Raw genomic sequence first — 22,754 nt, forward strand, 5'->3', positions numbered from 1 at the left:
ATGCCACGCAGCCTGAAGAAGGGCCCGTTCGTCGACGAACACCTCCTCAAGAAGGTGGACGTCCAGAACGAGAAGGGCACGAAGCAGGTCATCAAGACCTGGTCGCGTCGTTCCACCATCATCCCCGATTTCATCGGCCACACGTTCTCGGTCCACGACGGCCGCAAGCACGTGCCGGTGTTCGTGTCGGAGAACATGGTTGGACACAAGCTCGGTGAATTCGCGCCGACCCGCACGTTCAAGAGCCACGTCAAGGAAGATCGGAAGAGCAAGCGGCGATGAGCACTGAAACTCAGAACCCGACCGCGCGCGCGACCGCCAAGCACGTTCGCGTGACGCCGATGAAGGCGCGTCGCGTCGTGGACCTGGTCCGTGGCCGTAGCGTGCAGGACGCGCTGAACATCCTGAAGTTCGCGCCGCAGGCCGCGAGCGAGCCGGTTGCGAAGGTTGTCGCCTCGGCGGCGGCCAACGCCGAGAACAACCTCGGTCTCAACCCGGCCACCCTCGTCATCTCGACCGCGTTCGTCGACGAGGGCGCGACCATGAAGCGTTTCCAGCCGCGTGCCCAGGGCCGCGCGTTCCGGATCCGCAAGCGCACCAGCCACATCACCATCGAGGTCGAGAGCGTGCCCACCGCCGGCGCTGCCACTCGTAGCCGCCGGAAGGGAGGGGCAAAGTAAATGGGACAGAAGATCAATCCCCATGGCTTCCGCCTCGGTATCACCACCGACTGGAAGTCGCGTTGGTACGCGGACAAGCAGTACGCGGACTACGTGAAGGAAGACGTCGCGATCCGCAAGCTCCTCGCCACCGGCATGGAGCGGGCCGGCATCTCGAAGGTCGAGATCGAGCGCACCCGTGACCGCGTGCGTGTGGACATCCACACCGCGCGCCCGGGCATCGTGATCGGCCGTCGTGGCGCCGAGGCCGACCGCATTCGCGCCGAGCTGGAGAAGCTCACCAAGAAGCAGGTTCAGCTGAACATCCTCGAGGTCAAGAACCCCGAGTCGGACGCTCAGCTGGTTGCTCAGGGTGTTGCCGAGCAGCTGTCCAACCGTGTGGCGTTCCGTCGCGCGATGCGCAAGGCCATCCAGTCGGCCATGCGTTCGCCGAACGTCAAGGGCATCCGTGTGCAGTGCTCCGGCCGTCTCGGCGGCGCGGAAATGTCGCGCTCGGAGTTCTACCGTGAGGGTCGCGTGCCGCTGCACACGCTGCGCGCCGACATCGACTACGGCCTGTACGAAGCGAAGACCACCTTCGGCCGCATCGGCGTGAAGGTCTGGATCTACAAGGGCGACATCGTCGGCGGCAAGCGCGAGGTCACCGCTGTGGCCCCGTCCGGCCGCGACCGTGACGACCGCCCGCGTCGCGAGCGTCCGAGCCGCCCCCGTCGCAGCGGTGCCCAGGGCACCACCGCGACCAGCACTGAGGCCGGCCGCGCCGCCACCGCTGTGGCGGAGGCTCCGGCAGAGAATCAGGAGGGCTGACCTATGTTGATGCCCCGCAAGGTCAAGCACCGTAAGCAGCACCACCCCGGCCGTTCCGGCATGGCGAAGGGCGGCACCGCGGTGACGTTCGGTGAGTACGGCATCCAGGCTCTCGAGCCGGCCTACGTCACCAACCGTCAGATCGAGTCGGCTCGTATCGCGATGACCCGCCACATCAAGCGTGGCGGCAAGGTCTGGATCAACATCTACCCGGACCGCCCGCTCACCAAGAAGCCGGCCGAAACCCGCATGGGTTCCGGTAAGGGTTCGCCGGAGTGGTGGATCGCGAACGTCAAGCCCGGACGCGTCATGTTCGAGCTGTCGTACCCGACCGAGGAGATCGCTCGTGAGGCCCTGCGCCGCGCGATGCACAAGCTCCCGATGAAGTGCCGGATCGTGACCAGGGAGGAGCAGTTCTGATGGCTACCGCCAACCCGACTGCAGAGCTCCGCGAGCTCGACAATGAGGCGCTCGTCGCCAAGCTGCGCGAGTCCAAGGAAGAGCTGTTCAACCTGCGCTTCCAGATGGCGACCGGTCAGTTGCAGAACAACCGCCGCCTGCGCGTGGTCCGCCACGAGATCGCGCGCATCTACACGGTCATGCGCGAGCGCGAGCTCGGCCTGGCCTCCGGTCCTGAAGGCAAGGGAGACGCCGCATGAGCGACGTAAAGGGCCCGGCCAAGACGCCGGCCAACCAGGAGGAGCGGGGCCAGCGCAAGACGCGCATCGGCTACGTCGTCTCCGACAAGATGACCAAGACCATCGTGGTCGAGCTGGAAGATCGCGTGAAGCACAAGCTTTACGGCAAGATCATCCGCACCACCTCGAAGGTGAAGGCTCACGACGAGAACGAGATCGCCGGCATCGGCGACCGCGTGCAGCTGATGGAGACCCGTCCGCTGTCCGCCACCAAGCGGTGGCGTCTGGTCGAGGTCCTGGAGAAGGCCAAGTAGCCTGCTCCATGACTTGAACCAAGTCATTGATCACCGGTCCGCTTCCCTGTGGGGAAGCGGACCGGTGTGTTTTCGGGGGAGAGTGCGGGAACCGCTTGCCATTCGGGAAGCGGTTCCTTTCTTTTTGTCCGGGTACTGGCCGGTAATGCCAAACCTGGGCGAGTGTGACCAAACTGAAACCCCATATGTCCAAATGGAATTGGCGTGTCGCCCGGCAGAAGCGTTAGCGTGTACGAGCTATGAGGGATGCTGCGACAACAACTTCCGGGGCTTGGCGGATCGACGACCGGACCGCGGTGACTTTCCGCGACGCGGCCGTGGCCTGGTCCCTGGCCGCCCACGAGGTACTGGCCGAATGTGCTTCCGGCTACGGACATTTCGTCACAGTGAACGAACTGGCCGAGCGTGTTCAGGAGATGTCGGGCATTCGCACCGACGCGCCGACCCGCACGTGGATGGACGCCATCCTGCGCAAGGTCGCGCGGCGCTGCCACAATGCCGGCGAACCGCCGCTGACCGCCCTGTGTGTCAAGCAGAATCACAAGGTCAGTGACAGCTACAAGTACGTGCTGGAGCTGGCGCATCTGCCGGTTCCCGCCGATCTCGAGGTGCATGCCGCGTACGCCCGGTGGCAGTGCTACGCCGCCTACGGCGCGGACATCCCGACCGACGGTGGCATTCCGCCGCTGATTCCGCGCAATGGCGGCGCGCCGCGCCGGGTCACCGCGGCGGCCGCGGCGCCGGTGGCCAAGCCGGAGCCGGAGGCGCGGAAGGCCGTGTGTGTCAACTGTTTCACCGAGCTCCCGGCCAATGGCGTCTGCTACTACTGCTGAGAATTCCGGCACTGCTGACAATTCCTGCTGAGCAGACGTTCCGGACCGATCATTCTCGAGGGCCTGTTCCACCCGCTGCCGGCCTCGGCGCCGTATCCGGATTCGGATACGGCTAATCGAGCGCGATCGGTGAGTCTGCTTGCTCGACAATGTTTTACCGATCGCCATTGTTGGAGTCGGCCCCCGAGGTCTGAATGTTTTCGAACGTGTTTGCGCCAATGCTCGCCAATTAGGTATCACCGCCGGTGTCGAGCTGGTGGTCACCGACTCGAATAGGGTCGGCACCGGCTCGGTCCGGCGGACCGACCCGTCGTCGCACCTGCTCATGAACACCGTCGCCGAGCAGGTCACGATATTCACCGACGACACCGTCGAGTTGGCGGGCCCGGTCGAACGGGGCCCCGCCTCTACGAGTAGTCGAACTACCTGGCCAAGATCGGCAATTTCGCGGGCCTGCCCACCGCCGCCTTCGGTGCGGCCATGCGAATTTCCCCCCGCCACCTATCCCCGCGCGCCCACTACGGCCGTTACCTGCGCTGGGCATTCGAACGTACCCATGATCGATACGCCGAATGAGTGCGGGTCCGCGAAATCGTGGCAACCGTGGTGGATATGCGCGACGGCCCCGGCGGTTTCCAGGACTGTGAGGTCCTGTCCGGGGCCGGTGAGTTCCTACTTGGGGCCGAAGAGGTTCTTGGGCGGACGGTTACTGGCGGCGCGGCGCGCGGCGTCCTTCTCCTTGACTCGTTCGGCTTCCTTGCGGACGGCCACCAGGTTCTCGCGTTCGCGGACCAGCCATTCCGGCGGGTCGGCGAGGAGGGCGGTGATCTCCTCGGCGGTGAGTGCGTCGGACACCCCCGCGCGGCCCAGACCGGAGTTGGAGATGCCGAGTTTCCGGGCCACCACGTCGCGCGGGAACGGGCCGTTGGCGTACAGGTCGGTCAGCCACTGCGGCGGGTTGGCGCGCAGTTCCTCGAGCTGGGCGCGGGTGATGGGTGAGCTCTGGAACTCCTCCGGGGTAGCCGGGAGGTAGATGCCGAGTTTGTTCGCCGCGGTCAGCGGCTTCATGGTCTGGGTGTTCTTGTCCGGGCTCACCCGTCCAGCGTATCGGGCGGGTGGGGAGAACCCGCTGGCCGGTGCAATAACCTGGACCCCATGACAGGTCAGGGCCGGTTGGAGTCCATCGACGTGACGCGCCTGCGCTGGTTCGTCGCGGTTGCCGAGGAATTGCACTTCGCCCGGGCGGCGCGTGGCCTGGGCATTTCCCGGCAGCGTTTGAGCGGCACGGTCATCGAGCTGGAGGAAGAGCTCGAGACCAAGCTGTTCGTGCCGGGCGCGCAGCCGACCCAGTTGAGCGAGGACGGTCGCGCGGTGCTGGAGCAGGCCCGGGCGCTGATCGCGGCCGCCCCGCCGGAACCGGTCGCCGCGCCGGAGGCGGTGGATCGCCTGCGCGTCGGTTTCGTCCCGGGCGTGACCGTCACCAAATGGGAGCGCATCTGGGGTGAGCGTTTCCCCGAGGTCGCCCTCGACCTGATCCCGGTGCCGATGAAGGAGCAGGAGACGGCGCTGCGCACGGACGCGGTCGACATGTGCTTCGTGCGCCTGCCCATCGACCGCGACGGCATGAGCGCGATCCCGCTCTACCGGGAGGTCCCGGTGGTCGTGGTCCCCAAGGACCACCCGATCGCCCTGTTCGATCAGGTCGCCACGGCGGATCTGGCCGACGAGCGCATGCAGGACGCCGCCGACCTGGACGACGCGGCCATGACCATGGAACTGGTGGCCGCGGTGAGCGGCGCCGCCATCGTCCCGCATTCGATCGCCCGCCTGCACCACCGCAAGGATCTGGTCTATCGCACGGTCACCGATGTGCCCGAGACCGAGATCGCGCTGGCCTGGCCCGCCGCCGCCACCACCGAACTGGTGGAGGAGTTCGTCGGCGTGGTCCGCGGCCGTTCCCAGCGCAGTTCCCGGTCGTCGTCGGGCCAGCAGCCGGACAAGCAGGCCAAGCAGCAGTCCGCGCCGAAGCGCAAGCCCGCCCCCGCGAAAAAGCCCGCGGCCGTGGCGAAGTCGAAGCAGGGGGTCGCGCGGAAGCCGGGTAAGCGGCGCGGTCGCTGACCGGTTCAGGGGTCGACCTGGAGAAATCTCAGGGTCGACTCAGGGTTGCTCTATACGTATACGTCTACTTATAGTGACGTAAGACGGTGTTCCGCCGTCGGGAATCGCTGAGATCGATTGCGGCGCACCGGATGTGAGTTCCGGGGTGTCGTGTCGTACACGCATGCCCATATAAGCATCTACGAATGATTCGGAGCGTCTCATGGCCCTCGAAATGGACAAGCCCGCCACCGACCTGGTCCCGGATTCGCAGCCCGAGGGCATGCGCGAGATCACCCTCCGCGTCGGCCCCGGCGGCGGCCGCACCCAGCGCTTCGTCGGCCGCTCGCTGGCCGACGGTCGCAAGGTCACCGGGGAGGGCAGCGAATCGGTTCAGGTCTTCCTGAGTCGCAAGGGCAAGCTGGTCGTGCACCGGCACTTCCTCGATTGGACCGACTTCGCGCGGGCCACCAGGACGGTCGCGGAGGAACGGAAGGACGAGTACCTCACCGTCCGGAAGGGTTCCGATCGGTCGGATCTCTCGCTGATGGCCGAATGGCTCAAAGGATTTGGGGGGTGGCGGGAATTCCTTCAGTTGGGTAAGGATGGATACGGCGACTTCACCGTCGACATCGTGGACTCGCCGGGGGAATTGCGTGATCTTGTTCCGGCGAAGGTCTACCGGATCGTCGCCGATGCGCTGGAGAACCCGGCATCCCAGGTCCTCGACATCTGAATAGCGCGCGGCCGAAACCCCGAAAGGACTTCTCCCGCATGTTCTCCGGACTAGGACGCCTGGTCGTCCGCTTTCCGTGGCTGGTGATCGGCGCATGGCTGATCGCGATCGTGGCGGTCGTCGCCACGGCCCCCAAGCTCACGGCCACCACCGAGCAATCAGACTTCCTGCCTTCGCACTACGAATCCGTCCAGGCGATGGAGTTGCAGCAGAAGGCCTTTCCCAACAGCAACACCCCGGCCGCGCTGATCGTGTTCGAGCGCTCCGACGGGGCCCCGCTGACCGATCAGGACACCGCTGTCATCTCGTCGGCCGCGACCAAGCTGTCGGACAAGCACATCAAGGACGTCACCGCTGTTCAGGCGCTGCCGCCGTCGCAGACCAAGGCGATCGGCGTGGTCGCGGTCGCCATGGAGAAGGCGGCCGACGCGGCGGCCAAGAACCAGACCGACGCCGTCAAGGCGCTGCGTGACGCTCTGAAGGAGCAGGTGTCCGGCACCGATCTGAAGGCCGGCGTCACCGGCACCGCGGCCCAGATGCTGGATCAGCAGGATTCCAGTGAGAAGGGCCTGGCCATCATCGGCATCGCGACCGTGGTGCTGATCCTGGTGCTGCTGCTGGTCATCTTCCGCAGTCCGATCATCGCCTTGCTGCCGATCATCGTGATCGGGATGGTGTCCGCGCTGGCGAACGGCGTGATCGCCTCGGCCAGTGCGGCATTCGACCTGAAGATCGACAACTCGGTGCAGTCGCTGCTGGTCGTGGTGCTGTTCGGCGTCGGCACCGACTACATCCTGTTCCTGATGTTCCGCTTCCGGGAGCGCCTGCGCGCCGGGGAGGACCCGAAGACGGCCATGGTCAGTTCGGTCGAGCGGGTCGGCGAGGCCATCACCTCGGCCGCGGCGGCGGTGATCATCGCCTTCGGCGCGCTCACCCTGTCCACCCTGGGCATGTTCCGGTCGATGGGCATCGCGCTGGCCATCGCGGTGGCGGTGGCGCTGCTGGCGGGTCTGACCCTGGTCCCGGCCATCGTCTCGCTGTTGGGCACCAAGGTGTTCTGGCCGTCGAAGGCCTGGCAGACCGAACCCGAGGGCGCGCGGTTCCGAGCGGTCGGCAATGCGCTGGGCAAGCGTCCGGCGGTGTTCGCCGCGGTCTCCGGCGGCGTGCTGCTGGTGCTGGGCGTCTTCGCGCTGGGCTTCAACCCGACCTTCGATCTGAGCTCCGGTTCGACCTCGAACGCTGCCGAATCCACCGTGTACGGCAAGGAATTGCTCAAGGGCATGCCCGCGGGCAGCACCCAGCCGTCGCAGGTCTACCTGCGCGCCGAGCAGGGGACGCTGAACCAGGGTGAGCTCGACGCCTTCCGGACGGCGCTCACCGGCGTGAGCGGTGTGGGCCAGGTGTCGCCGGCGACGCTGTCGAAGGACAGCGCGGTGGCCGAGTTCCAGGTGACCCTCGCCGACAAGCCGGAATCCGATGCCGCGCTGGAGACCGTGAAGGGTCCGCTGCGCGATACCGCGCACGCCTCGGCCCCGGCCGGCACCACCGCGGTGGTGGGCGGTATGACCTCGGTGTTCGTCGACTTCCAGCACGCCATGAACCGTGACTACATGGTGGTGTTCCCGGTCGCGGGAATCCTGATCATGATCGTGCTGGCGCTGCTGCTGCGCAGTGTGGTCGCGCCCTGGTACCTGATGGCCTCCGTGTTCCTGGGCTTCGCGGCGACGCTGGGTTCCGCGGTGCTGGTGTTCCAGCGCATCCAGGGCGAGCAGGGTCTGATCTTCCAATTGCCGTTGATCATGTACCTGTTCGTGGTGGCGCTGGGCACCGACTACAACATCCTCATGGTGGCCCGTTTGCGGGAGGAGGCCCGCGAGGGCAACGATCCGCACGCCGCCGCGGCGCTGGCGGTGCGGCACACGGGTCCGACGGTGGCGGCGGCCGGTGTCATCCTGGCGGGCACCTTCGCCTCCATGATGCTGGCGGGCAATTCGGTGCTCTCCCAGATGGGTTTCGCGATCTCGCTGGGTATCACCATTGCGGCGTTCGTCATGGCGATGTTCTTCACGCCCGCGGTGACGGCTCTGGTCGGCCGCTTCGCCTGGTGGCCCGGACACGGCGGGGATGCCGAACACCCGCAGGTGTGGGACACCGAATGGTCGGAAACCGATGTGGTGAGCGGACAATCGCGCCACTGAGGTTCGAATAGGTAGCCGAATAGACCGGCCCGCTTCTCCTTTCGAGAAGCGGGCCGGTTCGCTGCTGCACGACGTGCCGCTGATCGACAACCTCCGCGAGTCCAGTGCCGGGTCGCGATCCGAGGTGGGAACACCCGGCCTGATCAGGTCTGACAGAAACACGTTTCACTTTTTTCGCGAAAGTGCCTCGCGGTGAACTGGACAACCGATACAGTTCGGCCCGACGCACAGACTCGGTTCGGCGTGGCCCAACCCGCCGAACCGACCCCGGGCCGGCTGACCATAATCCTCTGTTCCCAGGTCAGCCGGCCTCCTCTTCTTTCGTCGGAGGGGCCGCCGCTAGCGCACGGTCACGTGCCACACCACCGCGGCGGCCAGCGCGCCCGCCCCGTTCACCGCCCAGTGCAGCGCGATCGGCGCGAGCAGGCTCCCGCTGCGCCGACGCAGCCAGGTGAAGACCATGCCCGCCCCGGCCGTCGCCAGCACCGCGAGCCCGATCCCGAGGATCTGCCCGGCCGGGCCGCTGCCCAGGAATCCGGTGAGGCCCTTGTTGCCGCTGGTCAATCCCAGTGACGAGGCGATGTGCCAGAGCCCGAACAACATCGACCCGGCGGCGAACACGCCGCGCGCGCCGACCACGCGGTCCAGCGTGCCGTGCAGCACGCCGCGGAAGGCCAGCTCTTCCGGAATCGCGGTCTGCAGGGGGATGACGATCATGGACGCGATGAGCGCGCCCGAGACCGCGGCATAGCGGTCGTTCAGGAAGAACGGCCGGGTGACGGGCAGGGCCGCGCCGATGGCCACAGCCGCCAGCACCACGCCCACGGCCGCCAGCGCCCAGAGCGAGCCGCGCCGCCACTGCGAGGGGGAGAGTCCCAGCTCCGCCCAGCCCAGGCCGCGACGCCGGACCATGGCCACCAGCACCACTGCGGCAATCGGCACCGAGAGGATGCTGGCCCACTGGTTGGTGAAGTGCGCGATGAGGTTGGTGCAGGTCAAGACGATGACAACGACGGCAACGTCCACATAGGCGTGCAGCTTGTGGCCGGGCGGGGTGGGCGCTTCCGGCAGTGCCACCGCCGCGCCGTTATCGTTTCGAGACATCCTGGCCAGTGTACGAGCGAATTCTTGGAATCCGCTTCGATTGTGGTTAATCGCTCGCCCAGCCCGCGTGGTCGTCCCAGGCCCGCAGGGTGCGCGCGGTTTCGAAACGCCGGGGCTCGCGGGTGACGGGGTCGGGGAACTCCAGCGCCGATGCCAGCAACTGCAGCGGCCGCGTGTAATCGTCGACTGGCTTGTCGGTGAGCTCGGGATAGAAGTCGTCGCCCAGGATCGGGATCCCGAGGCTGTTCATATGGATGCGGATCTGATGGGTGCGCCCGGTCCGGGGCCGCACCCGGTAGCGGCCCAGCCCGTCCCGGTGTTCGAGGAGTTCGATGACGGTCTCGGCATTGGGCTCGCCCTCGGTCTGGTAGGCCTTGAGCACCTGCCGTTCCTTGACGATGCGGCTGACGACCGTGCGCGGCAGGTCCAGGCCGGGATCGAAGCGTGCGATGGCCTCGTACTCCTTGTGGACCAGGCGGTTGTGGAACATGGTCTGGTACGCCCCGCGCCGAGCCGGATTGATGATGAAGAGCACGAGTCCGGCGGTCACCCGGTCCAGCCGGTGCGCGGGCACCAGATCCGGCAGGTCCAGTTCGCGGCGCAGCTTCACCAGGGCGGTCTGCAGGATGTGCTGGCCGCGGGGGATGGTCGAGAGGAAGTGCGGTTTGTCCACGATCAGGATGTCGTCGTCGCGGTGGACGATGCCGATCGGGAAGGGGACCTCGGTCTCCTCGGGCAGATCGCGGTGGAACCACACCGCGCCGCCGGGCACGTAGGGGGTGTCGAGGGCGATGGGTCCCGCCAGGTCCACGATGCCGCCCTCGCGCAGCAGTTCGTCGATGCGTTCGGGCCGGACCCGGGGCAGCCGTTCCACGAGGTGGTCGCGGATGGTCGCCCAGTCGCCCTCCTCGGGTAGCCGCAACCGGGCCGGATCCAATCCGTGCCGCTTCGGTAGCGGTGGTTGCTGCCTGCGTCTCACCTGGGAAACCCTAGCCCCCGGGTATGTCCGGATTGCGGGGTACGGTGGGCCGACGCCCGGAATGTCCGGGTCAGCGCCGTGATCGGGGGTCTCGTGTATCCGAACGACCAACAGCCTCAGGGTGTGCCGGGCCAGCCCGGTCAGCCGCAGCCGGGCCAGTACGGCTATCCGCAGCCCGGGCAGCCGGAATACGGCCAGCCCGCGTATGGACAGCCGGACTACGGACAGCAGCAGCCGTTCTACGGTCAGCCCGACTACGGCCAGCCTCAGCCCGCGTACGGTCAGCCGGACTACGGCCAGCCCGGGTATCAGCCGATGCCGCCTGGCTATCCGGTGGCGCCGCCGCCCGCGCAGGGCACCAATGGTTTCGCGATCGCCGCGCTGATCTTCGGTCTGCTCGGGACCTGTCTGCTCGCCATCCCGTTCGGCGTCATCGCGCTGAATCAGACCAAGCAGCGCAATCAGGCCGGTCGGGGTCTGGCCATCGCCGGTCTGATCGCCTCGGGTCTGTGGGTCGTGTTCGCCGTGGTCATCGTGGCGATCGCCGCGGTGACCGATTCGAACACCACGGCGGCGCAGGACAATACGACCCGTACCTCGGCCCTGTCGGATTCGCCGACCTCGATCTCCATCGACGAGGTGAAGACCGGTGACTGTGTGCAGACGGTGGAGGAGAACAACCACATCCGCAAGGTGACCGTGCTGTCCTGCGATTCCCCGCACGACGGCGAGGTGATCACCCAGGTGCACCTGCCGGGTTCGTGGCCGGGTTCGGGTGACGCGTCCTTCGACAAGGCGAGCGAGGCCTGCCAGGTGCAGCTGGACAAGCTGCTGGCCTCGAGCCCGGTGGTCGAGCAGCTGGAGTCGTTCATCCTGTATCCGGCGAACGAGACGCAATGGAACAAGTCGAACGGCCGCGCGACCTGCATGGTGCACAACGCGGACGGTTCGAAGCTGACCACGAAGGTGCCGCGCTGACCCTCGGTGTGGTCGTCAAGCAAAAGTTAGCCTAACCTATCTTCTCGTCGGTGTTCGTGGGAGCGCCGGACGAATGAAGGTGGAAGGCGGACTGATGACGGTCGAGTCACCGCCCGCGGTCGAGGCGGGCCCGGAGCCGAGCGGGCCCGACGCGAAGGCCGAGGCGAAAGCGCGGCGGCAGGCAGAAGCCGCCGCCCGCAAGGAGATCCTCGCGCCGGTGCGCGGGCCGCTCACGGCCGCCGGGCTGATCGTGGCCGTGGCCGCCGTCTGCTCGGTGGTCCCGTTCCTGCTGATCGTCTCGGCCTGCCGGGAGCTGCTGCGGGAGGTCCCCGACACCGATCGGGTGTGGCGGCTGCTGCTGATCGCGGTGCTGGTCCTGGTGGCCCGCGCGATCCTGCAGGCGGTCGCGTTGACCTGGTCGCACGCCGTGGACGCGCGCTATCAGCTGACCCTGCGCCGGTTGCTGGCCGACAAGCTGACCCGGGTGCCGCTGGGCTGGTTCGGCGCCCGCGCCTCCGCCGACGTGAAGAAGTACCTGCAGGACGACGTCGAGGCGCTGCACTATCTGGTGGCGCACGCGCGCCTGGACTTCATCGGTTCGGTGACCGCGCCGCTGGTGACCCTGGTGTACCTGGCCACCGTCGACTGGCGGTTGACCCTGGTCCTGCTGATCCCGCTGATCGTGTACGCGCTGTGCATGCGCGCCATGCTGGACGAGCCCGGCCGTGAGCGGCTGCTCGCCTACAACGCCGCCGAACAGCGCACCCGTGCCGCCACCGTGGAATTCGTGGACGGCATCCAGGTGGTGCGGGCCTTCGGGCGAGCGGGCAAGGCGCACAGCGAGTTCCGCGCGGCCGTCGAGGAGCAGACCGACCGGCTGCGGCGGCTGAAGCTGCCCGTCATGACGGCGCAGTCGATCTCGGACACCGTGGTCTCCCCGGTGTTCGTGATGCTGCTGGTCGTGGTGGCCGGGCTGGCGGGTGTCGGCCTGGATTGGCTGGAGCCCCTCGACCTGCTGCCCTTCCTGCTGGTCGGGCTGGGCCTGGGCAGTTCGCTGCTGGGCCTGGGCTACGGCACGCAGGCGCTGCGCACGGCCGGTGACGCCGCGCTGCGTCTGCACGAACTCATGCGGACCCCGGAATTGGCCTCCGGCACCGGGGAATCCGCGGCGCCGGACGTGCCCGCGGGTCTGATCCGTTTCGAGGGCGTGAGCTTCGGCTACCGCGCCGATCATCAGGTGCTGCGCGGCGTCGACCTCGAGCTGACGCCCGGCACCATGACCGCCCTGGTCGGCCCGAGCGGCTCCGGCAAGTCCACGCTGGCCAAGCTGCTGCCGCGCTTCTACGATGTGGACAGCGGCCGGATCACCCTCGGCGGCAGGGACATTCGCGACATCCCGAGCGCGGAGCTGTATCGCACGGTCGGCTTCGTCTTCCAGGACGTGCGCCTGATCCGCGGCACCATCGCCGACAATCTGCGGCTGGCCCGCCCCGAGGCCGACCTCGCCGAGCTGGAACGCGCTGCGCGTGCCGCCCGGATCCACGACCGCATCACGGCGCTGCCGCGCGGCTACGACTCCGAGATCGGCGTGGACGTCGTGCTGTCCGGCGGTGAGGCGCAACGGCTTTCGATCGCCCGCACGCTGCTGGCCGACACCCCGATCCTGGTGCTGGACGAGGCCACCGCCTTCGCCGACCCCGAATCCGAGGCCGCCGTCCAGGACGCGCTGGCCGAGCTGGTGGCGGGCCGCACGGTCCTGGTGATCGCGCACCGCCTGCACACCATCACCGGTGTGGACCGAATCCTGGTGCTGGAGAACGGAACCTTGGTCGAACAGGGCGACCACGCGAGCCTGCACGCCGCGGGCGGCCTGTACCAGCGGCTCTGGGAAATCAACGCGGCGGCCCTGGCCGATGTCGCGGCCGCCGACCGTCCCGCTCAGCGGGTTCGCGCCGATGCCGAGGAGGCCCTCCGATGATCCGCAAGGTGCTCGGCCTGGTGCCGGGCGAATTCGCCGCGCTGACACCGCGATTGCTGCTGGCCATCGTGGCTCAGGCGTTGTCGCAGGCGGCCGCGTACGTGCTGCTGGTGCCCGTGCTGAAGGCCCTGTTCGCCCAGGATCTGGGCCGGGCCTGGTGGTGGACGCTGTGGCTGGCGCTGGCCGTGGCCGGGGTCGTGGTGTTCGGCTACCTGCAGTCGGTGCTGGGCTTGCGGGTCGGCGTGGGTATGCAGCACGGCCTGCAGACCCGGCTCGGTGATCATCTGAACGCGTTGCCGCTGGGCTGGTTCGACGACCGGCACGCGGGCGAGCTGTCGCGGGTGATGGTCGAGAACGTCCGCGAGGTGCAGGGCCTGATCGCCTATCTGCTGGCGAAGATGCTGACCGGCGTGCTGGTTCCGCTGGGTGTCGCGCTGGGCATGCTGTTCGTGGACTGGCGGATCTCGCTGGCCATGCTGGTGACCGCGCCGGTGCTGTTCCTGGTGAACCTGTGGGCCAACCGTTCCTATGTGACCGCCGACGAGCGCATGCACGAGGCCGCGACCGAGGCGAACGCCCGGGTGCTGGAATTCGCTCAGGCGCAGCCGATGCTGCGTTCGCTCGGCGCGGTCGGCGCGGGCAATCGGGCGCTGGACGCGGCCCTGGCGCGCCAGCGCACCGCCGCCAACGGTCTGCTCGTCGCGGCGGTTCCCGGTCTGATCGGTTTCGCGCTGGTGGTGCAGGCCGTCTTCCTGGTGCTGGTGTACCTGGTGGTGGGCCGGGCCACCGACGGCGCGATCTCGGCCGCCGCGGCGATCGCCCTGATCGCGGTGAGCGCGCGCTTCATCGAGCCGCTGACCCAGGCCGCCCAGCTGGGTGGCGCGTTGCGCACGGCCGCGGCCGCCGCCGACCGGGTGAGCGCGCTGCTGGCGGAACCGGGACTGGCACAGCCGGATTCGCCGGTCGAGCACACCGCCGCGCGGGTCGAGTTCGACGGCGTCACCTTCGGTTACGGCCCGGGCAAGACGGTCCTGGAGGACATCTCGTTCACCGCCGCTCCCGGCACGACGACGGCCATCGTCGGTCCCAGCGGCGCGGGCAAGTCCACGTTGCTGCGCCTGGCGGCCCGGTTCCACGACGCGGATTCGGGCCGGGTCTCGGTCGGCGGCCACGATGTCCGCGACCAGCCCGCCGAGTCGCTGCTGAGCCGGCTGGCCCTGGTCTTCCAGAGCGTCTACCTCTTCGATCGCTCTGTGCTGGAGAACATTCGGGCGGGCTGCCCGGACGCCTCCGATGACGAGGTCCTCGCGGCCGCGCGCACCGCACGGGTGGACGAGATCGCCGAGCGCCTGCCCGACGGCTGGCAGACCGCGGTCGGTGAGGGCGGTTCGGCGCTGTCCGGTGGTGAGCGCCAGCGGGTTTCGATCGCGCGCGCCCTGGTCAAGGATGCCCCGATCGTGCTGCTGGACGAGGCGACCAGTGCGCTGGATCCGCACAACGAGGCGGCCGTGGTGCGCGGTGTGCACGAACTCACCCGGGGCCGGACGGTACTGGTGGTGGCGCACCGGCTGGCGACCATCGCGCACGCCGATCAGATCCTGTTCATGGATGCCGGACGCATCGTCGAGCGCGGCACCCACGCGGAGCTGATCGCCCTCGACGGCTGCTACGCCGCCTTCTGGAACGAGCGCACCCGGGCGTCGGGCTGGCGTCTGGCTCGGGTCTCCGCCTAGCGGAACGGCCCCGGATCCCTTGGGGTCCGGGGCCGTTCGTGCGGACGAACCAGCCGATCGTCAGAGGCCGCAGGGCATCGCGGCGGTGGCGAGGAGGCGGGAAGTACGAGGCATGTGTTCTGTCCGATCTTTTCGTCTCAGCGCTTCGCAACCGCTGTCGAGCAAGATAAGGTAAGGCTATGCAAACCTAAGGTGGTTGGCAGGTTGTGCGAGGCAGGCAACAGTTGAGCAACTGGGACGGAGAACCGGTGGAAACGCTTCTGGTGGTCGGAGCGGGGCCGAAAGCCCTGGCGGTAGCGGCCAAGTCACGGGTGCTGCGGGACCTGGGCCTGCCCGCGCCGCGGGTGACGGTCGTCGAAGCGCGGACGGTGGGCGGCAATTGGCTGCCGACCGGCGGCTGGACCGACGGACGCCACCGCCTGGGCACCAGCCCGGAGAAGGATGTCGGCTTCCCGTACCACTCCACCTGGGCCCGTGGCCGCAACCGCGAAATCGACGAGGCCATGCGGGCGTTCAGCTGGACCGCCTTCCTGGTCGAGCACGGCACCTACGCCGAGTGGATCGACCGCGGCCGTCCCAGCCCGCAGCATCACGTGTGGGCGAAGTACCTGGGGTGGGTGGCCAAGCGCTGCGATATGGACCTGGTCCAGGGCTCGGTGACCGGTATCGCCGCCGCGGCCGACGGCTGGCTGGTCTCGGTCACCGACGCCGACGGCGGGGTCGACGAGATCGATTGCGACGCCGTCATGATCACCGGCCCCGGCCGCAGCGACCGCGCCCTGGCCGAGCACCCGAAGGTGCTCAGCATCTCCGAGTTCTGGGACCTGGCGGGCCGCCGCGAGCTGCCGCCGTCCTCGCGCGTCGCGGTGATCGGCGGTGGCGAGACCGCGGGTTCGGCGCTGGACGAGCTGGTCAACCACGACATGCTGACGGTCTCGGTGATCTCGCCCAAGGCGACGCTGTACACCCGTGGGGAAAGCTATTTCGAGAACTCGCTCTACAGCGATCCGACCAAGTGGGCCGGGCTGGGCATGGCCGAGCGCCGGGATGTCATCCGCCGCACCGATCGTGGCGTGTTCTCGGTGCGCGTGCAGGAGAGCCTGCTGGGCGACAACCGGGTGCATCACCTGCAGGGCCGCGTCGTGAGCCTGGCCGAGCAGGACGATCGGGTCGCCCTGACCCTGCGCAACGATCTGCGCCCGGATCAGGTGCACACCTTCGATCTGGTGGTGGACGCCACGGGCGGGCAGCCGCTGTGGTTCCTGGATCTGTTCGATTCCGCCGCAACCGATCTGCTGGAGCTGGCGGTCGGCGGTCCGCTCGAGCACGGGCGGCTGGAGGCGGCCATCGGTTACGACCTGGCGGTGTCCGGGCTGGACGCCAAGCTGTATCTGCCGAATATGGCCGCCATGGCGCAGGGTCCGGGTTTCCCGAATCTCAGCTGCCTGGGCGAGCTGTCGGACCGGATCCTGCAGCCGGTGGTGAATCCCGGTCCGCGCTACCGGATCTCGGGCAGGTCCGCCGCGGTCCGCGGCAGCGTGTAGAGCGAGATCCGACGGTCCGGTCGAATGTCGAAGTCGCCGAGGTGCTGCCACCCGATCTTCTCCAACGCCTTCCGCATGGGGGCGTTGCGGTGATCGGGTTCGCACAGCAGCCGGCGGCATTCGGGTTCGGCCGCCAGGACCGCCTGGCCGAGCTGCCGCATCCAGTCCGACATGACGCCGCGGCCCAGCAGATTGGTGTCCGCGGTGGCGATGTGGAAGCCCATGTCGTGGGCTTCGGCGTCGTAGAGGCGAGCGATCTCGTCCTTGGCGGGCCGGTACAACTCCACATAGGCGACCTCGCGATTGCCCAGGTCGGGCCGGTCGAGTGCGGTGAAGTCGTATTCGAGAACGCAGGGGCGGGAGAAGGTTCCGGCCAGCTGGGTCGCGCAGTCGAGGCGGCGGCGGTCGGCATCCCAGGCCTGTTCCCAGGTCTCGAGCAGGTGCGGCCGGTGCATCCATTCGGTGATGGTCTCCGGATCGCCGGATTCGACGTCCACCAGGCGCAGCGTGAACGGCGCGGGGAACTCGGGCACCACGGGTGCGGGGGCGCTGCGGATGTGGTCCGGAAGGTCCGTGAGTTCGCGCGCGAGGACGTAGGTCGTCCGGTTCATCGCTGTGGCGCTCCGTTCGTCGGTTAGCTTGATCACCCTGATTGGTAAGGCTAGCCTATACTAACTACGCGGTGTTACGGTTGCCCGGACATTGCAAGGGGGACAAGCAGAACCGGCGGCTGACGCGGTCGGGCGGGTCGTAGGAGAGCGGGAAAATGGCACGGGAACTCGGCTGGATCAGGCAATTTCAGGCCCCGAGTGCGGAATCCGCGCCACCGCTGCTGATCTTCCCGCACGCGGGTGCGGGCGCTTCGGCCTACCGGGTCTTCGCCAAGAAGATGGCCGCCGACTTCGATGTCGTGGTGTTCCAGTATCCCGGCCGCCAGGACCGCGCCCGCGAGGCCGCGGCCGAAACGCTGCAGGACATGGCCGCCGGAGCCTTCGAGGCCTTCCGGGACTCCACGCACGACTCGGGTGCGCCGCTGACCATCTTCGGCCACAGCATGGGCGCGATCGTCGCCTTCGAATTCACCCGGCTGGCCGAGGCCGCGGGGTTGACCGTGCAGTTGCTGGCCGCCTCCTCGGCCGCCGCTCCCGCGCGCATCGCCGATCTGCCGAACCACCCCACCGACGACGAGGCGCTGCTCGACCACATGTCGGCGCTCAACGGCACCGGCGCGGAGGTGCTGGGCAGTCGTGACGTGCTGCGCATGGCGCTGCCGGTGATGAAGGCCGACTACCGCGCCTTCGACGCCTACTCCTGCCCGGCCGACGTCGCCGTGGACGCCCCCATTCACGTGCTCGGCGGCGACGAGGACGAATTCGTCGCGCCGCGTGACCTGTTCGCGTGGGAGGGTCACTCCCGCGCGGGCATCCGGGTCACCATGTTCGCGGGCGGCCACTTCTATCTGGACCAGCACGTGGACGGCATCGCCGAACTGCTCGTCGCGGAGAAGAGCGTCGTCGCGTGACCGGAGTGGACTCCGGCGATCCGATCGTGATCGTCGGCATGGGTATCGAGGCGCCCGGTGGCGTGGACACCCTCGCGGAATTCTGGTCGGCGCTGGCCTCGGGCCGTGAACTGCTGGGACCGTTCCCGCGGGACCGGGACTGGCCGCTGGCGGAACTGCTGAGCCTGGGCGCCCAGGACGGCTGGGGCGCGGTCCCCGACGCGGGCGGCTTCCTCACCGGCGCGACCGAGTTCGATCCGCTGTTCTTCGGCATCACCCCGCGCGAAGCGGTCGCCATGGACCCGCAGCAGCGGGCCGGCATGCGGGTGGCGTGGCGGGCGCTCGAGCAGGCCGGGATCAATCCCGCCGCGGTGGAGGGCGATTCGGCGGGCTGCTGGATGGGCGTCTCCGTGATGGAGTACGGGCCCCGGGTGGCCTCGGTCAACGAGCACAGCGGCTACCGGGTCACCGGGACCGCGCTGGGCGCGGTGGCCGGGCGCATCTCGCACGGGCTGGGCCTGACCGGGCCCTCGATCAGCGTCGACACCGCGTGCGCGTCCGCGCTCACCGCCGTGCACCAGGCCGCCGCCGCCATCCGGGCAGGCGAGTGCGAGTGGGCGCTCGCGGGCGGAGTGTGCGTCATGGGTTCGCCGGGCGCGTTCTACGAGTTCTCCAAGAACAACGCTCTGGCCTCCGACGGCCACTGCCGCTCCTACGCCGCCGACGCCACCGGAACACTGTGGGGTGAGGGCGCGGGAGTCGTCGTGCTGGAACGGGAATCACGGGCGCGCGCGCTCGGACACCGGGTGTACGGACGGCTGCTGGGCTCGCGCGTCAATCACAACGGCAAGGGCGCGCCGATCGCGGTGCCCAGCGCGGCCGCGCAGGAACGACTGATCCGCGACACCCTGGCGGTGTCCGGCATCACCGCCGAGCAGGTCGGGCTGATCGAGGGCCACGGCACGGGGACCCCGGTCGGCGACCCGCTCGAATTGGCCGCTCTCGCCGCGACTTACGGCGTCGAGCGCGCCGACACCCCGCGTCTGGGCTCGGTGAAGTCCAACGCCGGTCACGCGCAGGCGGCCTCGGGTCTGCTGGCCCTGATCAAGGTGCTGCTGGCCGGGATGCACGGGCAGATCCCGCCCACCCTGCACGCCGAGCGTCCGACCGGCGAAATCGATTGGGACGCCACCAGTCTGCGCCTCGCCACCGAACTCGAACCGTGGTCCGCCGCGGACGGCGTGCGCTACGCGGCCGTGTCCTCGTTCGGTGTCGCGGGTACCAACGCGCATGCCCTGGTCGCCCTGCCCGAGCTGGAGGAAAGCGATGTGTAGCCACCGGCTGCCCGATGGCAGCATCCCCGTCCTGCTCTCGTCCGACACCGCCGACGGCGTGCGCGCCGAGGCCGCGGGCATCCTGGACTTCCTGGAGTCGCGGCCCGCGGTCACCCCGGAACGGGTGGCGGACATGCTGTTCCGCACTCGCACCGCCCGCCGGTACCGGGCGCTGGCCATGGTCACCGGACGCGAGGAACTGATCGACGCGCTGCGCGCCGTCGCCGCCGGGACCGCGCATGCCGCAGTGGTGGCCGGCGACGGTCCCGCCACCGCGCGCCGGATCGGTTTCGTGTTCCCCGGCCAGGGCAGTCAGCGCCCCGGCATGGGCAAGCTGTACTACGAGCTGTCCCCGGCCTACCGGGCGGCGGTCGACGAGTGCTCGGGCCTGCACGCCGAACGCTTCGGCCACGACCAGCCGCTGCACTACCTGCTCGGCTCCGAGGGGCGGTACCAGGACACGGTGTGGGAAGTGCAGCCCGCCTTGATGTTCCACATGGTCGGTCTGGCCGCCATGTGGCGGGCCGCGGGCGTCGAGCCCGCCGCCACCGTCGGACACAGCCAGGGTGAGCTGGCCGCGGGCGCGGTCTCGCGGGTGATGTCGGTGCGTGACGCCGTGCTGGTGGTCACCCACCGCGCGCGCCTGGTCGAGCGGCTGTCCCCGCGCGGCTTCTCCATGGCCGTGCTGGCCATGGACCGCGAGGACTGCGAGGCGCTGCTGGCGCGGAACTCCGGCTGGGCCGAGCTGTCGGTGGTGAACGCCCCGCACATCATGGCCATCTCCGGTGACCGCGAGACCATCACCGACATGGTCGCCGCGGCCACCGCCCAGGGCCAGTTCGCCCGCGAGATCGGTGTCGCCTACCCGGCCCACACCTCGATCGTGGCCGAGTTGCGCGAGGAGTTCGAGGGCTTCCTCGGCGGCGAGATGAGCAGCGCGACCTTCCTCGACACTCGAATCCAGTGCTATGGAGCGACCTTGGGCGCGCCCATCACCGCCGACCTGATCCAGGAACAGTACTGGTACTGGAACCTGCGCAATCGCGTCCGCTTCGACCGCGCCGTGGTGGCGGCGGCCCGCGACGGCATCGACACCCTCATCGAGGTCGTCGAGCATCCGGTGCTGCAGCTGGCCCTCCAGGAGAACCTCACCCTGGTCCCGCCGGACCCGGCCCGCGGCCCCCGCGACGTCAAGGTCCTCGGCACGTCCCTGCGCACCGCGACCACGCTGCGCGAATTCACCCGCAACCTGGCGACCGTCGCGGTACACGACCTCGGCTACGACTGGAGTGCCCTGCGCACCGACGCCGTCCCGGCGCTCCCGCTGCGCGACTTCCCGCACACGGTCATGAACCCCAAGCGCCTGTGGGCGAACCCGGGCTACGCCCCCGACAAGGTGACCGCCCCCGCCCCGGCCGTGCCGAAACCCCAACGCCTGGTGGAGAAGTGGAGCCCGTGGGAACGGCGCGCCCTGACCGCCCCGCGCCGCCTGGCGTTCGTCGACCCGACCGGCCGGTGCGCCGACCAGCTCTCCGCTCTGCTGGCGGCCGCCGACCGCTACGGCGCCACCGCGACCGCGCTGACCGTGAACGCGTCCGCCATCGGCGCGTCCAGCCGCCCGACTTCGGAGCGGATCGAGTCGAACCCCCAGGGAACCGGCCGCGTCGATGTCGGCGCCGTGCTCGATTCGGCCGCAACGGTCGCCGTCGTCACCGGGAACGGTGGGCCGGGTACGGCCGACCGTGCCGTCGGTGAGGCGCGATCCGCTGAGCCCGTCTCGGCTGGTTCGGCGTCGACGTACGACAGCGTCGTGATCCTTTGGCCCGCGCTGTCAGAAGGCGGCTCGGCGAGCGCGGTGGCCGAGCTGAGCGAGTTCTTCGCCGGGCGAGCCTGGCTGCCCGCGCTGGACCGGCTGCGTCCGGGTGGTGACTGCTGGCTGGTGACCAGCGGCGGCGAGGCGGTGGTGCCCGAGGACCAGCTGCCGCAGCTGTTCCACGGCGCGGTGGCCTCCGGATTCCGGTGTGTCGGTGTGGAGAAGACCGGACTGCTGTTCCGGCACCTGGATCTCGCGGCCGACGCCGGAGCCGCGGATGCCAAGCGCCTGGTCGCGGCGTTGCACACGGCGGGTGAGCCGGAGGTGGCGTTGCGCGGCACCCAGGTGTTCGTCAAGCGACTGGTCGCCGACGAGTCCGAGCCGGGTGCGGCCGCCGATCTGGATCATGTGCTGATCGTGGGTGGCACCGGCAAGCTCGGCCTGTTGTTCGCGGAGCATTTCGCCCGGCAGGGCGCGGGCCGGGTCACCCTGGTCAGCCGGTCCGGCGAATCCGGTGCGGCCGCCGCGGATTTGGCGCGGGTGCGAGCCGCCGGAGCCACCGAGATCGTGGTCGAGGCCTGTGATGTGAATGCCGCCGACGATGTGGCGCGCCTGGCGTCGGGGTTGGGGGAGCGGCCGGTGAGCCTGCTCGTCCACGCCGCCGTCAACTATGTGGACGCGGGCATCGAGGAGATCACCGCCGACATGGTGGCCACCGCCGCCGCGTCGAAGGTGCTGGGCCTCGACGCCGTGCTGGACGCGGTGCCGCTGAGCGCGACCGGCCGGGTGCTGCTGTGCTCGTCCATGGCCGCGACTCTCGGTGGGCGCGGGCAGATCCTGTACGCGGTCACCAACCGGATGCTGGACGTGCTCGCCCGCCGTGTGCGGGAGCGTGGCACTGACTGCTCGTCGCTGGAGTGGGGCCTGTGGAGTGTCGCGGGTCCGCTGGACGAGGCGGGCATGGCGCGGGTCGAGGGCGCCGGGGTCTTCCCGATGCATCCCGCCGACGCGATCGCCGCCGGATTCACCGGGCAGCCGACGGACGCCATCGTCATCTCCGCGGACTGGCCGTTCCTGCGCGATGTCATGGGAGCGTTCGGTCAGGCGTCGGTGCTCTCGGAAGTGCCGGAGCCGGAACCGGTCCCGGTGATCGCCGCCGCGGAACCGGAAGCGCCCGTCACGGCCGAGGTCGTCGCGCCGGAGCCCGCCGCTCCCGCCGCACCCGCGCCGGTCGTCGCCGACCGTCCGCTGGCGGATCAGGTGCTCGCCGAGCTCGAACGCGTCATGGGCATCGACACCGGCGACAGCATCGACCGTTCGGTGCCGCTGGTCGCCCTGGGCCTGGACTCGTTGCAGGCCTTGGACTTCCGCAAGCGCGTGCGGGCGTCGCTGGACCGGGATCTGCCGGTCGCCGCGATTCTCGGCGGCGCGTCACTCGACGATGTCGTGCTGCTCATGGCAGCGAACACCAACTAAGGGCTAGGGGC

21 protein-coding genes and 1 pseudogene are annotated in these 22,754 nt (G+C 69.0%); 18 read left to right on the forward strand and 4 right to left on the reverse strand.

The features are described 5' to 3' along the window. The 8 genes and pseudogenes from rpsS to ACFRAQ_RS28445 form a co-directional block, all read left to right on the forward strand. Complete coding sequence (gene rpsS, locus ACFRAQ_RS28410; protein ID WP_019931198.1) at nt 1-282, forward strand: 30S ribosomal protein S19; 282 nt, start codon at nt 1-3, stop codon at nt 280-282. Beyond that, on the forward strand, nt 279-680 hold the full coding sequence (gene rplV / locus ACFRAQ_RS28415) for a 50S ribosomal protein L22 (protein ID WP_213558069.1): 402 nt from the start codon (nt 279-281) through the stop codon (nt 678-680). Before rpsS ends, rplV begins: the two co-directional genes overlap by 4 nt. After that, nucleotides 681-1,487, forward strand: coding sequence for a 30S ribosomal protein S3 (rpsC, locus tag ACFRAQ_RS28420; RefSeq protein ID WP_033091021.1), 807 nt, complete (start codon nt 681-683; stop codon nt 1,485-1,487). A 3-nt stretch (nt 1,488-1,490) separates the two neighbouring features. Further along, on the forward strand, nt 1,491-1,907 hold the full coding sequence (rplP, locus tag ACFRAQ_RS28425) for a 50S ribosomal protein L16 (protein WP_213558068.1): 417 nt from the start codon (nt 1,491-1,493) through the stop codon (nt 1,905-1,907). Continuing rightward, the gene (gene rpmC / locus ACFRAQ_RS28430; RefSeq protein WP_040804215.1) at nt 1,907-2,146 is read left to right on the forward strand and encodes a 50S ribosomal protein L29; all 240 of its coding nucleotides are present in this window, start codon (nt 1,907-1,909) and stop codon (nt 2,144-2,146) included. Before rplP ends, rpmC begins: the two co-directional genes overlap by 1 nt. Further along, nucleotides 2,143-2,439 carry a 30S ribosomal protein S17 gene (gene rpsQ / locus ACFRAQ_RS28435; protein ID WP_213558067.1) on the forward strand — a complete coding sequence of 99 codons (297 nt, stop codon included), beginning with the start codon at nt 2,143-2,145 and terminating at the stop codon, nt 2,437-2,439. Before rpmC ends, rpsQ begins: the two co-directional genes overlap by 4 nt. A gap of 239 nt (nt 2,440-2,678) precedes the next feature. Further along, on the forward strand, nt 2,679-3,272 hold the full coding sequence (locus ACFRAQ_RS28440) for a hypothetical protein (protein WP_379105037.1): 594 nt from the start codon (nt 2,679-2,681) through the stop codon (nt 3,270-3,272). A 139-nt stretch (nt 3,273-3,411) separates the two neighbouring features. Then, nucleotides 3,412-3,645, forward strand: a pseudogene (locus ACFRAQ_RS28445) (FAD/NAD(P)-binding protein); the annotation flags it as partial. 299 nt (nt 3,646-3,944) lie between these two features. Here ACFRAQ_RS28445 and ACFRAQ_RS28450 read toward each other — a convergent pair. Beyond that, nucleotides 3,945-4,367: a DUF5997 family protein gene (locus ACFRAQ_RS28450; RefSeq protein ID WP_357285076.1), complete on the reverse strand. Its 423-nt coding sequence runs from the start codon at nt 4,365-4,367 to the stop codon at nt 3,945-3,947. A 60-nt stretch (nt 4,368-4,427) separates the two neighbouring features. Here ACFRAQ_RS28450 and ACFRAQ_RS28455 point away from each other — a divergent pair, with 60 nt between their 5' ends. The 3 genes from ACFRAQ_RS28455 (at nt 4,428) to ACFRAQ_RS28465 (ending at nt 8,303) form a co-directional block, all read left to right on the forward strand. Continuing rightward, entirely contained in the window at nt 4,428-5,390 is a 963-nt protein-coding gene (locus ACFRAQ_RS28455; protein ID WP_379105040.1) for a LysR family transcriptional regulator, read from the forward strand. A 202-nt stretch (nt 5,391-5,592) separates the two neighbouring features. Further along, the gene (locus ACFRAQ_RS28460) at nt 5,593-6,105 is read left to right on the forward strand and encodes an EXLDI protein (protein ID WP_379105042.1); all 513 of its coding nucleotides are present in this window, start codon (nt 5,593-5,595) and stop codon (nt 6,103-6,105) included. A 38-nt stretch (nt 6,106-6,143) separates the two neighbouring features. After that, a complete protein-coding gene (locus ACFRAQ_RS28465; protein ID WP_379105044.1) occupies nt 6,144-8,303 on the forward strand; it encodes an MMPL family transporter in 2,160 nt (719 codons plus the stop codon). A gap of 339 nt (nt 8,304-8,642) precedes the next feature. Here the strand turns inward: ACFRAQ_RS28465 and ACFRAQ_RS28470 are convergent, their stop codons facing one another. Continuing rightward, complete coding sequence (locus tag ACFRAQ_RS28470) at nt 8,643-9,407, reverse strand: CPBP family intramembrane glutamic endopeptidase (RefSeq protein ID WP_379105046.1); 765 nt, start codon at nt 9,405-9,407, stop codon at nt 8,643-8,645. Between the two features lie 46 nt (nt 9,408-9,453). After that, nucleotides 9,454-10,386 carry a pseudouridine synthase gene (locus ACFRAQ_RS28475; protein ID WP_379105048.1) on the reverse strand — a complete coding sequence of 311 codons (933 nt, stop codon included), beginning with the start codon at nt 10,384-10,386 and terminating at the stop codon, nt 9,454-9,456. Nucleotides 10,387-10,509: 123 nt separating this feature from the next. Here ACFRAQ_RS28475 and ACFRAQ_RS28480 point away from each other — a divergent pair, with 123 nt between their 5' ends. The 4 genes from ACFRAQ_RS28480 (at nt 10,510) to ACFRAQ_RS28495 (ending at nt 16,619) form a co-directional block, all read left to right on the forward strand. Continuing rightward, nucleotides 10,510-11,364, forward strand: coding sequence for a DUF4190 domain-containing protein (locus ACFRAQ_RS28480; protein ID WP_379105050.1), 855 nt, complete (start codon nt 10,510-10,512; stop codon nt 11,362-11,364). 94 nt (nt 11,365-11,458) lie between these two features. Beyond that, nucleotides 11,459-13,342: an ABC transporter ATP-binding protein gene (locus ACFRAQ_RS28485; RefSeq protein WP_379105053.1), complete on the forward strand. Its 1,884-nt coding sequence runs from the start codon at nt 11,459-11,461 to the stop codon at nt 13,340-13,342. After that, entirely contained in the window at nt 13,339-15,075 is a 1,737-nt protein-coding gene (locus tag ACFRAQ_RS28490; protein ID WP_379105055.1) for an ABC transporter ATP-binding protein, read from the forward strand. Before ACFRAQ_RS28485 ends, ACFRAQ_RS28490 begins: the two co-directional genes overlap by 4 nt. A gap of 248 nt (nt 15,076-15,323) precedes the next feature. Then, the gene (locus tag ACFRAQ_RS28495) at nt 15,324-16,619 is read left to right on the forward strand and encodes a SidA/IucD/PvdA family monooxygenase (RefSeq protein ID WP_379105057.1); all 1,296 of its coding nucleotides are present in this window, start codon (nt 15,324-15,326) and stop codon (nt 16,617-16,619) included. Here ACFRAQ_RS28495 and ACFRAQ_RS28500 read toward each other — a convergent pair. Then, nucleotides 16,574-17,230, reverse strand: a complete 657-nt coding sequence (locus ACFRAQ_RS28500; protein WP_379105059.1) for a GNAT family N-acetyltransferase — start codon at nt 17,228-17,230, stop codon at nt 16,574-16,576. The two genes, ACFRAQ_RS28495 and ACFRAQ_RS28500, sit on opposite strands and share 46 nt — an antisense overlap. Before the next feature lie 155 nt (nt 17,231-17,385). Between ACFRAQ_RS28500 and ACFRAQ_RS28505 the strand changes: the two genes are divergently transcribed. The 3 genes from ACFRAQ_RS28505 to ACFRAQ_RS28515 are packed head-to-tail and all read left to right on the forward strand — an operon-like array spanning nt 17,386 to nt 22,743. Beyond that, nucleotides 17,386-18,141 (forward strand): thioesterase II family protein, encoded by a 756-nt coding sequence (locus ACFRAQ_RS28505; protein ID WP_379105061.1) that lies wholly within the window; start codon nt 17,386-17,388, stop codon nt 18,139-18,141. Between the two features lie 5 nt (nt 18,142-18,146). Further along, nucleotides 18,147-19,454: a polyketide synthase gene (locus ACFRAQ_RS28510; protein WP_379105686.1), complete on the forward strand. Its 1,308-nt coding sequence runs from the start codon at nt 18,147-18,149 to the stop codon at nt 19,452-19,454. Then, nucleotides 19,447-22,743 carry an SDR family NAD(P)-dependent oxidoreductase gene (locus ACFRAQ_RS28515; RefSeq protein ID WP_379105063.1) on the forward strand — a complete coding sequence of 1,099 codons (3,297 nt, stop codon included), beginning with the start codon at nt 19,447-19,449 and terminating at the stop codon, nt 22,741-22,743. Before ACFRAQ_RS28510 ends, ACFRAQ_RS28515 begins: the two co-directional genes overlap by 8 nt. Nucleotides 22,744-22,754 lie beyond the last annotated feature (11 nt).

It is taken from the genome of Nocardia sp. NPDC056611 (genome assembly GCF_042792755.1).
Taxonomy (GTDB): Bacteria; Actinomycetota; Actinomycetes; order Mycobacteriales; family Mycobacteriaceae; genus Nocardia.